Origin of the sequence: Ectobacillus polymachus, assembly GCF_048159605.1 — a bacterium.
Taxonomy (GTDB): domain Bacteria; phylum Bacillota; class Bacilli; order Bacillales; family Bacillaceae_G; genus Ectobacillus; species Ectobacillus polymachus.
This window is the reverse complement of sequence record NZ_JBLREB010000001.1, coordinates 15,291-29,169: the sequence shown is the minus strand read 5'-3', so window position 1 is coordinate 29,169 and position 13,879 is coordinate 15,291. Positions and strand designations below refer to the sequence as shown.

At 35.4% G+C, this 13,879-nt stretch carries 16 protein-coding genes; 10 read left to right on the top strand and 6 right to left on the bottom strand.

Translation table 11 applies throughout. The features are described 5' to 3' along the window. The first annotated feature begins 23 nt into the window (after positions 1–23). The gene (locus ACM5BR_RS00165) at positions 24–368 is read left to right on the top strand and encodes a cupin domain-containing protein (protein ID WP_416825151.1); all 345 of its coding nucleotides are present in this window, start codon (positions 24–26) and stop codon (positions 366–368) included. 77 nt (positions 369–445) lie between these two features. After that, the gene (locus ACM5BR_RS00160; protein WP_416825149.1) at positions 446–625 is read left to right on the top strand and encodes a hypothetical protein; all 180 of its coding nucleotides are present in this window, start codon (positions 446–448) and stop codon (positions 623–625) included. A gap of 403 nt (positions 626–1,028) precedes the next feature. On the opposite strand, the gene ACM5BR_RS00155 is transcribed toward ACM5BR_RS00160, so the two are convergent. Then, on the bottom strand, positions 1,029–1,400 hold the full coding sequence (locus ACM5BR_RS00155) for a VOC family protein (protein WP_416825147.1): 372 nt from the start codon (positions 1,398–1,400) through the stop codon (positions 1,029–1,031). Between the two features lie 315 nt (positions 1,401–1,715). Here ACM5BR_RS00155 and ACM5BR_RS00150 point away from each other — a divergent pair, with 315 nt between their 5' ends. The 4 genes from ACM5BR_RS00150 to ACM5BR_RS00135 all read left to right on the top strand — a co-directional run bounded on the left by ACM5BR_RS00150 (position 1,716) and on the right by ACM5BR_RS00135 (position 5,095). Next, on the top strand, positions 1,716–2,525 hold the full coding sequence (locus ACM5BR_RS00150; RefSeq protein ID WP_416825145.1) for a hypothetical protein: 810 nt from the start codon (positions 1,716–1,718) through the stop codon (positions 2,523–2,525). A gap of 287 nt (positions 2,526–2,812) precedes the next feature. Continuing rightward, entirely contained in the window at positions 2,813–3,040 is a 228-nt protein-coding gene (locus ACM5BR_RS00145; protein ID WP_416825143.1) for a DUF1858 domain-containing protein, read from the top strand. 12 nt (positions 3,041–3,052) lie between these two features. Then, on the top strand, positions 3,053–4,282 hold the full coding sequence (locus ACM5BR_RS00140; RefSeq protein ID WP_416825141.1) for a DUF438 domain-containing protein: 1,230 nt from the start codon (positions 3,053–3,055) through the stop codon (positions 4,280–4,282). Between the two features lie 345 nt (positions 4,283–4,627). Further along, the gene (locus tag ACM5BR_RS00135) at positions 4,628–5,095 is read left to right on the top strand and encodes a GNAT family N-acetyltransferase (protein WP_416825139.1); all 468 of its coding nucleotides are present in this window, start codon (positions 4,628–4,630) and stop codon (positions 5,093–5,095) included. A 707-nt stretch (positions 5,096–5,802) separates the two neighbouring features. On the opposite strand, the gene ACM5BR_RS00130 is transcribed toward ACM5BR_RS00135, so the two are convergent. The 3 genes from ACM5BR_RS00130 to ACM5BR_RS00120 all read right to left on the bottom strand — a co-directional run bounded on the left by ACM5BR_RS00130 (position 5,803) and on the right by ACM5BR_RS00120 (position 8,319). Further along, on the bottom strand, positions 5,803–7,251 hold the full coding sequence (locus tag ACM5BR_RS00130; protein ID WP_416825137.1) for an RNA-guided endonuclease TnpB family protein: 1,449 nt from the start codon (positions 7,249–7,251) through the stop codon (positions 5,803–5,805). Positions 7,252–7,271: 20 nt separating this feature from the next. Then, positions 7,272–7,634 carry an IS200/IS605 family transposase gene (gene tnpA, locus ACM5BR_RS00125; RefSeq protein ID WP_416827800.1) on the bottom strand — a complete coding sequence of 121 codons (363 nt, stop codon included), beginning with the start codon at positions 7,632–7,634 and terminating at the stop codon, positions 7,272–7,274. 466 nt (positions 7,635–8,100) lie between these two features. Further along, positions 8,101–8,319: a DUF5316 family protein gene (locus ACM5BR_RS00120; RefSeq protein ID WP_416825135.1), complete on the bottom strand. Its 219-nt coding sequence runs from the start codon at positions 8,317–8,319 to the stop codon at positions 8,101–8,103. Between the two features lie 122 nt (positions 8,320–8,441). Here ACM5BR_RS00120 and ACM5BR_RS00115 point away from each other — a divergent pair, with 122 nt between their 5' ends. Further along, positions 8,442–9,122, top strand: a complete 681-nt coding sequence (locus ACM5BR_RS00115) for an MgtC/SapB family protein (protein ID WP_416825133.1) — start codon at positions 8,442–8,444, stop codon at positions 9,120–9,122. Between the two features lie 52 nt (positions 9,123–9,174). On the opposite strand, the gene ACM5BR_RS00110 is transcribed toward ACM5BR_RS00115, so the two are convergent. Continuing rightward, entirely contained in the window at positions 9,175–9,993 is an 819-nt protein-coding gene (locus ACM5BR_RS00110; protein ID WP_416825131.1) for a cobalamin-binding protein, read from the bottom strand. A 229-nt stretch (positions 9,994–10,222) separates the two neighbouring features. Between ACM5BR_RS00110 and ACM5BR_RS00105 the strand changes: the two genes are divergently transcribed. Both ACM5BR_RS00105 and ACM5BR_RS00100 read left to right on the top strand, forming a co-directional pair. Next, complete coding sequence (locus tag ACM5BR_RS00105; RefSeq protein ID WP_416825129.1) at positions 10,223–11,125, top strand: alpha/beta hydrolase; 903 nt, start codon at positions 10,223–10,225, stop codon at positions 11,123–11,125. Positions 11,126–11,205: 80 nt separating this feature from the next. Continuing rightward, on the top strand, positions 11,206–11,583 hold the full coding sequence (locus ACM5BR_RS00100; protein WP_416825127.1) for a VOC family protein: 378 nt from the start codon (positions 11,206–11,208) through the stop codon (positions 11,581–11,583). A 79-nt stretch (positions 11,584–11,662) separates the two neighbouring features. Here ACM5BR_RS00100 and pdxR read toward each other — a convergent pair whose 3' ends face one another. Further along, the gene (pdxR, locus tag ACM5BR_RS00095; RefSeq protein WP_416825125.1) at positions 11,663–13,114 is read right to left on the bottom strand and encodes a MocR-like pyridoxine biosynthesis transcription factor PdxR; all 1,452 of its coding nucleotides are present in this window, start codon (positions 13,112–13,114) and stop codon (positions 11,663–11,665) included. A gap of 130 nt (positions 13,115–13,244) precedes the next feature. Between pdxR and ACM5BR_RS00090 the strand changes: the two genes are divergently transcribed. Continuing rightward, on the top strand, positions 13,245–13,868 hold the full coding sequence (locus ACM5BR_RS00090) for a LysE/ArgO family amino acid transporter (protein WP_416825123.1): 624 nt from the start codon (positions 13,245–13,247) through the stop codon (positions 13,866–13,868). Positions 13,869–13,879: the final 11 nt, after the last annotated feature.

Below are 13,879 nucleotides of genomic sequence, written 5' to 3'. Positions count from 1 at the left end.
TAGATTTCTAAAGGAGAAAGACCATGCCAAAAAAAGGACAATTAGAGGTTCTTAACCTACATAAATTAATACAAGACCAACAGGAATATACCAACTTTATCGTTAGCGAAGTAAATGACCATGCTCTAAGAATAGCCGTTATCAATGGAGAATTTCACTGGCATAAACACGAAGATTGCGATGAATTATTTTATGTTTTAGAAGGTGAACTTTTCATAGATTTAGAAAACAATGAAACAGTTTCTTTGAAGCCAGGTGATATATTTACTATTCCTGCAAATACAATGCATCGAACTCGTTCAAATGAACGGACAGTTAATATATGTTTTGAAAAGACAAGTAATGATATAAAAGGGAACAACAGTTAGTCTACCAGTGTTATTCCTTAAGCTAATATTCAGCTAAAAAGTAGAAATATAAAGAAATTACAGGGGGAATTTTCAATATGGAAAACAAAAAATGTGGTAAATGTGGAAGCAGCGAATTTGCTGAAGGGACAGATTATATACCTATTAAACCTAATAAGTTTTCATGGAGTGGCTCCAATAAGGTTTATACATTTTGTTTAAAATGTGGAGAAGTTGATTCTATTCGTATTGAAAATACAACTATTTTTAAAAAGTGAAATGGTGATAGCTAAGGTAAAATAGGCTTAGTTCTACTAAAATAGAGCCAAGCCATTTTATTTTCAATATATCAACATTTAAATTGAATTACATAAATTTATTTTTATTTCGAAGTTAAAAAAAACAAAATCAATCTAGGTTCGAGTTTTGATCGCCTTTATTCGTTTTTTGTAATGTTTTTATCAGTGAAGGAACACCAATAATCATACTAACCATGAAACTCCATATCATATATCTAAATTCACCTGTATATAGAGACACAATTAAAAAATAAAGAAATTGACCTACTAAGGCGAATAGCGACAAAAATAATGGAATTTTATTCTTCATCTGGTTCTCCTCTCACTTAATGATAGAAAAATAAAACTTACATACTTTAAATTTAACAGAGACTATTTTTCATTATTTGATCCACTCTAACAATTCTATACGGTTCCCAAAAGGATCCGAAATATAGAATCTTTTCGCTCCTGGAAGTTTATCATCTTCTATCACATGAACACCGTTCGTAATCAGATGTCTTTTTAGTTCCTCTATATGTTCCACTTCAAATGCAGGATGTGCCTTTTTAGCTGGAGAAAATGGTTCTTCAATCCCTATATGTATTTGTTGATTTCCGAATGTAAACCACACCCCGCCCCGTTTCTTTAAATCTTTCGGCTTTTCAATTTCATCCCACCCTAAAATGCCCTTAAAAAAGTTTCTTGCAGTTTCTTCACTACCTAATGGAGCGGCTAGCTGAATATGGTCAATGGTTTTAAAAATAAACGACACTTTACATCCTTCCCTTCTGCTTTTATACCGTTTTTACTTTTCTACTATCAATTTTATGTCAATTTAAGGAATAAGAAAATGTTATGTTTGTTATTTATTTACATAAGTAAATCTTATGAAAGACTCACAAGTGGTAGTTAATTCATAAGAGCGATTAATTTTTTTGTCTGAAAAAGCTGCAATTTTATGAAAACAGCAGTTATTTATGTATTTCTTAAGAACGGCTATATAAATAGATTTTTAGCATTACACATAAAGTTTTATATATTTCCTCAAACTAACGTAAAGAATGAAACAAAAAAGTGAGGTTATAAAATGAAAACTTTATGTAAAGGCATTGTTACAGGCGGAATAGCAATCACACTGTTCATTGGAGGTACCTGTTTAACTCCATCTATAAAAACTGTATCTGCTGCTGTTCATGAAAATAGTCAAGTTGAACAAGAAGCACGTCAAGCTGCAGTTCATTTCTTCTCTGCTCAGAAATCAGGCAATGTTGAACAAATGATAAAATATTCTACATATGTACATGATATATCAAACCTAAACGAGTTCTATGCAAGGATAATTAAGCATCACCCTTTGCTCCAAGCTTCCATTACTCATGCAAAAGTAGTCAATGATTCACTTGTTATTCTTTCTACTGAGATGCGCTTTAAAGATAGAATTATGATTAGCACAACTCCTGTATATAAAGAAAATAATCAATGGAAAATAGTAAGAGGAATTCCACCACAAGGTTATACACAGACCAGTACCTTAAATAAAGCAACTACATCAGAACATGAGGCTCAAGAAGCTGTTAACAGTTGTATTGAAGCCTTAAAATCGGACAGAATAGACGACTTATTAACACATCTGTATATTGTTTCTCCCACTAGTAAGGAACAAGTCAAGCAACATTTCCAACGTTTAAGCAAGCATCCTACAAAAATGGAGCTCAAGCAGTTAACCGTTATTGGAAAGAATTTGGCTTTGGTTACACTTGAACAGGATTTTGGATCTTATAAGATTTCCGGAACGATTCCTATGTTGAGGGAATCTAACCAATGGAAATTGGTATTCGGTCAACAATTAACTAGTGATTCTATTCCTGTAGGTACAGACATACAAGAAATCAAATAAAGTGAAACTTCCTAAAAGTAAGGACGTATCATCAGTTATCTCCCACCCATTTTCTTCGTTTTCTCAGAATCTTGAGTGGGAGTCTTATATTCTTCAAAAAATTCTATCCCCCACTATTATTGTGACAATTGCAAGTTTAGGCTCACTTCAATTTTTAGTTACTCCTTGAGAAACTCCATTAAATCATCTTAAAAAACCAAATATGTGATTCATCTCACAATCTAATTCCTATCTATATGTTACATTGTGATTGAGAATTACTATCACTTATTTTTGAGGTAAGAATGATGACAAAGTCGATTAATTTTCATCTAACTGTTTACGAATTAACTACCCAGTTTCCTGAAATGATCCCTATATTAAAAGATTTAGGCTTTGAAAATATAATAAAACCCGGCATGCTGCAAACAGCTGGCCGTGTCATGACGATTCCAAATGGATGCCGAATGAAAGGAATCTCATTCGATATTGTGAAAGAAACCTTAAAAAACAATGGATTTACCATTAACGAGTAAAGGAGAATCTTTATGAGTGAAATCATTAATAACCGTGAACAAGAAAGTATCAATAAATCCGAACGACAAGCAATCTTAAAAAGAATCATTAAAGATCTTCATAATGGAAAAAGCGTGGAAGAAGTAAAATCTCAATTTGAAGAAGCAGTTGGAAATATTACCGTCGCAGAAATCTCTCAACTCGAACAGGCACTTATGGAAGAAGAAGGAATTCCAGTGGAAGAAGTACAACATCTATGCTCCGTGCATACGGCTGTTTTTAAGGGTTCCATTGAAGAAATTCACCGATCTGATAATCCAGAGGATCAGCCTGGGCATCCGGTTCATACATTTAAAATGGAAAATAAAGAAGTCGATATGCTTGTTAACTTCAAACTTCAGCTTCACTATGAACGTTTTGAAAAAGAAGATAGTGAAGTAAATAGATATAAATTAATAGCAGATTTAAATTTGTTACTAGATATTGATAAACATTACAGTCGGAAAGAAAATCTACTATTCCCTTATTTAGAGAAATACGGTATTTTCGGTCCAACACAAGTAATGTGGGGAGTTGACGACAGAATTCGCGAATCTATTAAACAAGCGAAACAACAATTAATGAAATATAGCGGAGATAAGAAGACAGTCCTAGATAGCATCTATTTCGTTATCCGTGAAGTAAGCGAAATGATTTTTAAAGAGGAAAACATTTTATTTCCAATGGCTCTTCAAACCCTTACAGAGGATGAATGGATGAAAATCGCTCATGAAAGTGATGAAATCGGCTATTGCTTAACAAGTCCTACAACTATATGGGTACCTGAAAGAAAAGCAATACAAGCAGAAGCAATATCTGAAGGAATGATTCGTTTCGAAACCGGTATCCTGTCTTTAAAACAATTAGAACTGATGTTAAACCACTTACCTGTAGATATTACATTCATTGATAATAATGATGTTGTGCGTTACTTCTCTCACGGAAAGGAACGCATCTTTGCCCGCACAAAAGCAGTGATCGGCAGAACAGTCCAAAACTGCCATCCTCCTAAAAGTGTTCATGTCGTTGAAAAGCTCTTGGAAGACTTCAAGTCAGGTACAAAAGATTGTGAAGATTTCTGGATAAAATTCCAAGATAAATATGTATACATTCGCTATTTCGCAGTACGGAATGAAAGCGGCGAATATATGGGTACTCTTGAGTTCACGCAAAATATTAACCCAATTCAAGAAATTCAAGGGGAAAAACGCATTCTTTCATAATTACAATATAATGTTAAAAATTGTATTAAAGCTATGCCCCACCTACGCTTAGAGGTGGGGTGTAGCTAATAATTCTTCCAATTGCCAAGTATACATATCCGTTTCAGATTCACTTGTTCTCAAAATTAACAAAGTAATCATCATATATCATAATTTTATTAATGTGCGTGCCTTTGGAGCAACTAGCTGAATATGATCAATTACTTTAAAAATATGGATTTGTTAAAGTAAATGCTTGATTTTCGATTAACTTAACTGTCCTCACTGTACAATACTACCAGCTAACATCTCATTGTATAAAAATTTAGAATATTGTATATTTATCATAAAAGGAGGCGCTTATGTATGGAAATTAAATTTGCAGAAGTATCGGATGCTCCATTAATTCACGATTTAATGATTCAGGCATTTATGGAATATAAAGATGAAGTGCCACCATCAAGTGCTTTAGAGGAAACGGTTCAATCAATAGCAATCGCTTTAAAGAATGGTGAGCAGGGCTTAATTGGCTATGTTGAACATGAGCCAGTAGGAATGGTTCGTTTTCAAGTAAAAGAAAATGGTCTTTATTTTTATAGACTATCAGTTATTCCTGAAAAACAGGGTCAAGGTATTGCGAAAAAAATATTAAAGTCCTTAGAAGAATATGCAAACAATAAAGAAATTTCTTCGTTACTATGTAAAGTTCGTATGACTGTGCCTAAAAATATTCATTTATATCGTTCCATAGGATATAGCATTTATAATGAGGAAGTTGTACATAAACCAAACGGTATCAATATAAACGTTGTCTCTATGCAGAAACAGCTTTAATTCTTAAACTAGTTGGGGAAATTAAGTTATTCCCCACCCATTTTCTTTGTTTTCTCAGAATCTTGAGGTGGGAGTCTTATATAGCTTTATCAAATTACTACATGAGACACTTTACATTTTATAAAACCATTTCATTGGCAATAAAAATGTCCATGGTATGGTGACAATTGCAATCGTAAGCGCAACCTTAAACCTCATTTTTGTCTCTTCAATGATCGCCTTAAAAGTAATTTTATAATTAAAAATAAAAATAAAGGTTGATGCTAGTATCATCGAGATTAAAATGATGATTACTGCTAGAGGATTGCTAAATGGATCATAACATATTGCATAACTCAGTTTATTGGGTAGTTCTAGAAGACCTGCCCCTATTAGATATAAAAACGCCGCCCCAATTATATCTGCTAAAAATCCAAATAACCATACTTTTAAAATACTTTCCTTGTAAAATGTTTTTAAACTAGTGTTAGATAGTTTGAATAGAAAAAAGCAAGCTAGTACTACTAGTGAATCAATACTGAACCTCTCATGACTAAAGTCACGAGGTTCTAAGGTACATTCATTCAGCCTTCGTCTGAATGACCGAAAACGAGTTTTCGGCTAACATCAGCCACTCAGCTGTTTCCCTTAGACTTTCATGGGCAAGGCAACTTTTGCTGCCATTAGCGCCCTGTTGGCTCGGTTCAAAACCCTTTTATATTGAAGTTTTACAAGCCGATACTACGTAATTGTTTTTTGTTCAAATGTTTGATTCGTTCCATTTCCTGTTCGTGTTTTTCAAAGAAGTGATCCCAAGTTTTATTTGCTCGTCCAACATCGATTTCACGTAGGTTATCTTTTGTATTCATAATCAGGAAGGCACTATACAAATCTCGCTGAACATTACATTGTTCGAAGTGGTTCCAACGTTCCCAGAGTTTTTTCTTTACGTAAGTTTGTGTGAAGTGTTCAAATTGACTGGCTTTTACTTTAGCGGTGTCAATCCGCTTTAGGGATAAGCCGAAATAGTTTAGTTTGTTGTCGATAATCGTAAGTAGCATCGATGGCGCACGATTCGCTAATGACTTTCCAAAACGTTTTTTACGTTTGAATCGTCCAGTCTTTTCACTACCCTCTGTTTTCTTTGTTTTTGCTTGAAGTCCTTTGAAATTCATTGTTTCCACTCGAATATCTAAACCTAACGAGAGAATATGGTTTGCTAGAATGTTGTGCGCAAGTCTTCTCTTATCAGCTACCTTTCGGCTCATTTCCGCTACTTCTTTTCGAGCTTTTTTGTAATTTTCACTTTGCATCCATTTCTCTCGATTTGATTTATTGATTGTGCCATCTTCCTTATATTTGTTAGGGTTATTCGCTCTACGCCTACGATCTAATTTACGCTGTAAGATGCGTTTTTTGTGTTCGCGGGTGGACAAACCCTCCGCCAACTCGAGTAGCTTCACTTCCTTTTCAGAAGCAATGGCGAGTGTGGATGTACCAATATCTAATCCAACGCGAGCGCTTTCATCTTTGGAATAATTCTGATTGTGTTTCTTTGGCGGAAAACCTTCTAACGCAAATTGAACGTAGTAACGATTTTTACCACGAATCACTTTCTTTACAAGTCGGCAATATTTCATTTTATCTTGAAGGGCAATATGTGCGTACTCATCATGATCTTTAAGAATGACAGGCAGGATAAGCCCTAGCCATTCTATGCGTTTGGTTTCGGGGAAGTACCGAAATCCTGTCTTGTTTGTCTTTTCTTCTAACGAAAAGAATTGACCTACTGAACAAAACCGTACCTTCTTTCCGTTCCCATACAGGACTTTCTCAACTGCTCGAAACGCACGTTCAGCGATATTCTGGGCCATTTGGGAACCAATGTTTTGCTTAAACTTACGCCCCATTTCTTGCACGTACATATTTAAGTCGAATTTACGAAAGCCGTATTGTTCTTTCCATTGATCTAGAAGTTGATTGCGTTCTTTCCCTTTCGGCATACGAACCACTTCCCAATACCTAGGATTGCGTATCATGTATTTATACCTACGCCATGCTTCACCTAGACAGGCGTTGTAGATATTCCGCCCAATGTTTAGGCGTTTTTCTAAAATGTGTTCTTGCCATGTTTCAACTTTTAAAGGCAAAGGCATCACGTATGTTGGCGTTGCCACCCTAGGTTCAGCCCCTTTCGCTATTTCTTTTGTTGATTACGAAGGTACTGGCGTATCTGTTGTTCTGTATTTTCACTTACGGTTGCGACAAAGTAACTAGGATTCCACAAATGGCCACCCCACAGTTTCTTTTTTAAGCTCGGAAACTCTTTAAATAGCAATCTTGCAGAGACGCCTTTTACTGTTTTGATCATGGTTAGAATGGAATGTTGGGGAGTGCATTCGATAAGAAGATGAATAGAATCGCAATCGGTTTCGATTTCTGAAATTGTAAAACCATTATCTGTTGCGATTTGGTGCAGCATCTCTTTTAATCTTGCATCTATATCACCAATTAACACCTCATGGCGATCCTTTACGCACCATACAAGATGATACTGAATGGAGTATACCTATCCTCTGCCATGCTTTACTTCTGCCATATGTTCCACCTTATATTTATAATAACATATGTCAAAAGATTTATGGAAAATATTGTCATTGTATTAGTGCTTTTTGTACATTTCCAGCTAAGCATATGTCGGATAGTTAACGTGGCATAAGCCACGCCCTATCCGAAGCCGATTCATCTCATGACTAAAGTCACGAGTGTTCTCGGCTATTTTATAAAATTCCCGATAAGCGTGAAGAGAATTATTGGCGGAACAAACAGAAGCATCCATATTGGGAAAACAATATTATATAATTTTATATCTTTCATTTTTTTACTCCTTCTATTTGAATTTCAAATTTTCTTTTTCCATATATACCAAATTATTCTTAGTGTTATTTGTCAATGATGCATACTTTAAAGAAAAGAAAAAAGCAAGGCATAGCCTTGCTCGATGTCATCTTTTACCTAGTTCTTATTTACCACGATATTAAATAAAAGATAATCGTTACAATCAAAAACACGACACCAAGTAAACCACTCCAAAGACTCAATTTTTCTCGAAAACTGCGATGTTCCTTTGTTTCACCGTAAAAATTTGCTCGCCCTCTGTCTCCGCTCGTCCATACACCTAACGACAATCCTGAAATGACAAAACATACTACAGTAATGCTAAGAAAAACATTAAATAGAATCATAGCTATCCCCTCTTTGTTTTTTATAAGATATTCTTCCCCTTCTGTTTGACCCATGCGCTGAATACGATGAAGTAAATATAATTTTCTAAGTCGTATCCAAATGTCGGACAGGAGGCCAAGGTATGCTCGTTACATCAACCGTTCTAAAGCTAGCAATTGCTACTCTTTTAGGTATGATTTTAGGACTTGAGCGCGAATTAAAGCGCAAGCCAATTGGTCTTAAGACGAATACGGTCATTTGTGTTGCTAGTTGTTTAATTACGATCGTATCGATTGAATCGGCTTATCAATTTCCGAAAATGCAAAACATTACGATGGATCCGCTGCGGTTAGCGGCTCAAATTGTTAGTGGTGTCGGGTTTCTCGGCGCAGGTGTCATTCTTGTCAAAGGAGTAACCGTAACTGGACTGACGACAGCTGCGATGATTTGGGGTGCCTCTGGTATTGGTATTGCAGTTGGTGCCGGCTTTTGGGAAGAAGCGGCCCTCGCGCTCGGCTTTATGATTGTTTCTGTGGAGCTGCTTCCTGTTTTTCTGCGAAAAATCGGTCCTGGTCGACTGCGGGAAAAAGAATTAGAATTAACCCTTATTGTCGGTGAAACGATCGATTTAGATGCCCTCCAAACGAGCATCAAAAACAAAGAAATTATCATTCATCACGTACGAATCCGCGATTTAAAAAACGGAAACCGTCAATTAACCTACTCTATCTCTACTTACGAAAACAGACATACAACCGCTATCTATGATGAAATTCGCTCTATCGCTGGGATTCGCTCAGTAGAACTTGCAACAGTTGGATAGCGCTTAGATTTCTAAAAAAGACTTCGGTTTCGTTACCGAAGTCTTTCCGTGTCTATCTAGTTATTAACAAGTCAACTTCCTCATTACATTTTGGATAAATGTCAGGATGAAGGAGATACGCAATTTTAGCCAACCCGTTCAACAGCCGAGGGGATGGTCTGCAAAAAAGAGGTTCATCTAGGATGTAAAGTTGATTGTTTTTGATCGCGTTCATATACTCCCAACCTGGACGCTTTAGAATTACCTTTGGATTCACTTTCTCTTTCTGAACGCCTACCCATACAACACATATTACGTCAGGATTTCGGTGCTTTATGTCTTCCCAATCTGTTTGAACACTCGCCTCCGCTTTATCCTCAAAAATGTTTTGTCCTCCTGCAAGCCTACTGATCTCTGTTAGCCAATTCCCGGCACCTGGCGTGAATATTGGCTTCGCCCACCACTCCCAATACAGTGTTAGTTGTGTATCTACTTGCTGGCTTAAAGTTTCGTAGTATGTAAGAATACGAGTAAATTTTTCGTATAGTTGGTTTGCTTTTTCATATGTTTTCGTTACTTCTCCGACAAACAAAAGACAGTCTCCGACCTCTTGTAAGGTTTGTGGATTCGGAACAATTACATATGGGATATTGCGTTTTTCCAGCTCCTTAATATTGCGTTCCATCCCTGGAACAGAAAGTGAGGCTAAGACCAAATCAGGCTGTAAGTCTTCTACCTTATCCATATCTATGTCCAAATCTGGTCCCAACCTTGGTAATCCATTAATTTCTTCAGGCCAATCAGAAAAATTATCTACCCCGATTAGTGACGAAGTTAATCCTAAATATGCGACTAATTCGGTATTGCTCGGACAAATGGAAATCAATTTCAATTTAATCCCTCCCTTATATAAACGATTCTACTAACCATTATAATAAAACCATTTCTTGGAATCTACGGTTCGTTGAGCCAAAAATGATTCATGCAATTTGTTATGCATTCTAAAGAAGAAATAATAAATTCATGAAGTCGTTTCATAAATATGATTAAAGATCCGAATAAGTATCAAAATAACCTAATATCGAGTAATTTTTCATAAAAAAAATTAGAGGTGTAAAGAAATGTCGTTAATATCAGTTGTTTTCAATATGGTATTTAAAAGGGGAGACACGAAAAGGGATAAGGGTCTAACTACTCCTGAAAATGTCGAAAGAATTGTCAACATAGACTACTACGGGGATAAAATCGAAGATCATTTGCTTGATGTATATTATCCAAAGCGTACGGAAAAACCTTTACCAGCAATTATTTCAGTTCATGGCGGTGGTTGGGTATACGGGAACAAGGAAGCATATCAGTTTTACTGCATGTATTTAGCCCAAATGGGATTTACAATAGTAAACCTCAATTATCGTCTTGCACCAAAATATAAATTTCCTGCAGCTCTAGAAGACGTGAATGCTGTTTTTCATTGGGTAAAGAGAAATTCAGAAAGGTTTCATATTGACCTAAATAATTTGTTCGTTGTGGGGGATTCAGCAGGAGCACAGATTGCAAGTCAATATGCAGCTATCCTAACCAATGCAAAGTATGCAAAACTGTTTCACTTCAAAACCCCTGATATTAAAATAAAAGCACTGGGATTAAACTGCGGAATGTATGACCCTCTTGATAGATTGAAAAACAAAGAAGAAAAAAGATGGGTAACGAATATTTTAAATCGTTTGATGAAGGACTATATGGGTAAAGAAATATACAAATATGAAAAGGAAATGGATATACAGTCAAACATTACGTCATCTTATCCTCCGTCTTTTGTTACATGCAGTGTTAATGATGGATTGGTAGGGATTAAGCCAGGTTTCCTTGATAATTTAAAGAATGCAGGAATTCATTATATCTATAAGGAATATGGTCATAATGACAAGTCCATTCGACACGTATTCCACCTCGACATAAGAAAAGATGAAGCAACAAAACTCAATAATGAACAAATAGAATTTTTTCGCCAATACCTAGACTAGAACGTGTCAGTATGTCCAAATTTATTATTTAATAGTGGTTGTGATATAATTTCAGGAAACTGAACAAGGGAGTGAAATACATGATTAGTAAAGTCGGTCAAATTATGTTGTATGTTAATAACCAAGATGAGGCAGTGAATTTTTGGACGGAAAAAGTTGGATTTACTGTAATTTCTGAAGAAGATAACGGTCAGGGAATGAGATGGATTGAAATTGCTCCAACAAAGGATGCAGAAACAAGTATTATTCTACATAATAAGGAATTCATTGCGAAAATGTCACCTGAAATAAATCTTGGTACACCTTCTTTAATGTTTTTCTCGGAAAATCTCAATCAATTCCATCACGACTTATCAAATAAAAATATCAAAGTCGGAGAAATTGTAAATATGCCATCTGGTAGAGTATTTAACTTTGCAGATAGTGAAGAAAATTACTTTGCAGTAATGGAAAAATAAGCAGCAACCGACAAAGAAAATATTTTTGCTCACTTGTTTTACATGACAATCATGCACCAAAGGGCTTTAAATGAAGCCCTTATTTTGCTAATGTTTTTACAATTTTTGATAAGCGTCTCAGACCATCTTCTATATTAGGAAGAGAAGCAAATGAATAGGAAATTCGCAGATATTGTTCAGCTTGATTATCATAAACATTTCCTGGATTAAGTAATATTCCTTCTGTAAGTGCTATTTCAAATAGTTTTCTAATAGAGATTGACGGTAACAACCGTACCCAAATGTAAAATCCGCCACTTGGTTTTTCCCAAACTGCAATATCAGAAAAATACTTGTTTAAAATATCTAAGGTAAAATCTCTTCGAATTTTCAGTTGTTTTCTTACTTCATGAAGATGTTTATAATAAAGTCCGCTGGAAAACAACTCTACTGCTGCCCACTGTGATAAAGAACTAGACCCATAATCGGTTTGCATTTTAATATCTGCCAAGTGCTCGACAACTGGTTCTGGGCCAACTATCCAACCAATACGGAGACCAGGACTTAATGATTTAGATAAACTTCCCAAATAAAGTACAAGTCCATTTTTGTCGAAACTCTTAATTGGTTTTGGCGAATTTTCCTCGAACCATAATTCTCGGTACACATCATCCTCAATTAAAGGTAATTGCTCCCGACTACAAATATTGAATAACTGATTGCGTCTTTCAACGGTCATTAAAGTTCCGGTTGGGTTGTGAAAGGAAGGAATTGTATAAAGTAATGCAGCTTTATGTTGTTTTTTATATTGAGGAATCTGATTTGCTTGAATTCCTTCTTTATCCAATGGAATGCCAACTAAATGCATCTCTGCTGACTGGAACACATTTAATGAATGAAGGTATGATGGCTTTTCCGTTAATACGGTAGAACCTCTATGCAATAAACCAAGACTAATTAGCTGCAATGCTTGTATTGCTCCTGATACGATTAAAATGGATGATGGAGAAGCAGGAATCCCAATTGTCTTTAGATATTTGGCTATTTCTTCTCTTAATGACAGCAACCCCTTTGGTTCTTCATACCCATAAGAGATTTCTTTCATAGACAATTCGTGGAAAATTTTCTTCATTGATGTGCTAGGAATAAGATGTGGCGATAATTCTCCAGTTCCTAAACGAATTATGTTAGGAATAAATTCAGCCTGATTTATTTCTTGAATAGTTGGCAAGTTTGGCTTGTGAATTCCGATATTTACGTATGAACCCCAATCTGGTGGATGAGCTGTAGCCAGGAGATTCCAAGTATTATTTACCACTCTTGTTCCACTGCCGCTTTTCCCTTCAATAAGTCCTTCTGCTATTAATTCATCGTATGCTGTTACAACTGTACTTCTATTTACGCCTAAAACCTTGGCTAAAGTACGCTGAGGAGGAAGCTTATATCCTATCGTCCATTCTCCATTTGATATTTTTTCTTTGATATAATCCGTTATTTGTTTATGTAATGGTACAGGTGAAGACTTATTTGGTTTCCAATCGGTTGTAAACATCAAAATAGTCCTCCTTTTTGTACATTATTATATTACTTGGTTGGTTTAGATTCCATCCAATTGGTTGGAGACAAAGGCACAACTTTAAAATAATATAAGAGAATCATGTCAAAGAAAGGGCGAACTTTAGATGTTAGAAGCATTTATTCATGGATTTATTCTTGCACTAGGACTAATTCTACCTCTTGGCGTACAAAATGTTTTTGTTTTTAATCAAGGAGCACTACAACCACGTTTTATGAAAGTATTACCAGTCATAATAACAGCTTCTTTGTGTGATACCCTTTTAATTTTGGTAGCTGTTTTAGGTGTCTCATTACTTATTCTAGGATCATTCTGGATGAAAGCTATTTTAATTGGGGGAGGGTTTATTTTTTTACTCTATATGGGATGGACCACCTGGAATAGTAAACCAAGTAATGAAAGAAAGGAAATTGCCGATAATTTTTCTTTAAAAAAACAAGTTTTGTTTTCAGCATCCGTTTCATTACTTAACCCTCATGCTATCATGGATACTGTTGGTGTAATTGGAACAAGTTCATTAAGATACCAGGGAGAAGAAAAGATAATATTTGCTGCTGCGTGTATTTTGGTTTCATGGATTTGGTTTTTAGGACTTTCACTGATTGGACGAGCAAGTGGAAAACTTGATAAATCCGGAAAGTTTTTGATGAGTTTAAATAAAATATCTGCCTTAGTTATGTGGGGGGCAGCAGTTTATCTTGTGTTTTCTTTATTGAGCAGTTTTGTGTAAGTTACCAAGCT

What these genes read in the sequence shown, in the direction of transcription:
- ACM5BR_RS00160 (WP_416825149.1), top strand. Translation starts at nt 446, where the DNA reads ATGGAAAACAAAAAATGTGGTAAATGTGGAAGCAGCGAATTTGCTGAA.
- ACM5BR_RS00120 (WP_416825135.1), bottom strand. Translation starts at nt 8,319, where the DNA reads ATGATTCTATTTAATGTTTTTCTTAGCATTACTGTAGTATGTTTTGTC.
- ACM5BR_RS00150 (WP_416825145.1), top strand. Translation starts at nt 1,716, where the DNA reads ATGAAAACTTTATGTAAAGGCATTGTTACAGGCGGAATAGCAATCACA.
- ACM5BR_RS00100 (WP_416825127.1), top strand. Translation starts at nt 11,206, where the DNA reads ATGATTAGTAAAGTCGGTCAAATTATGTTGTATGTTAATAACCAAGAT.
- ACM5BR_RS00105 (WP_416825129.1), top strand. Translation starts at nt 10,223, where the DNA reads ATGTCGTTAATATCAGTTGTTTTCAATATGGTATTTAAAAGGGGAGAC.
- ACM5BR_RS00135 (WP_416825139.1), top strand. Translation starts at nt 4,628, where the DNA reads ATGGAAATTAAATTTGCAGAAGTATCGGATGCTCCATTAATTCACGAT.
- ACM5BR_RS00145 (WP_416825143.1), top strand. Translation starts at nt 2,813, where the DNA reads ATGACAAAGTCGATTAATTTTCATCTAACTGTTTACGAATTAACTACC.
- pdxR (WP_416825125.1), bottom strand. Translation starts at nt 13,114, where the DNA reads ATGTTTACAACCGATTGGAAACCAAATAAGTCTTCACCTGTACCATTA.
- ACM5BR_RS00140 (WP_416825141.1), top strand. Translation starts at nt 3,053, where the DNA reads ATGAGTGAAATCATTAATAACCGTGAACAAGAAAGTATCAATAAATCC.
- ACM5BR_RS00090 (WP_416825123.1), top strand. Translation starts at nt 13,245, where the DNA reads ATGTTAGAAGCATTTATTCATGGATTTATTCTTGCACTAGGACTAATT.
- ACM5BR_RS00165 (WP_416825151.1), top strand. Translation starts at nt 24, where the DNA reads ATGCCAAAAAAAGGACAATTAGAGGTTCTTAACCTACATAAATTAATA.
- ACM5BR_RS00115 (WP_416825133.1), top strand. Translation starts at nt 8,442, where the DNA reads ATGCTCGTTACATCAACCGTTCTAAAGCTAGCAATTGCTACTCTTTTA.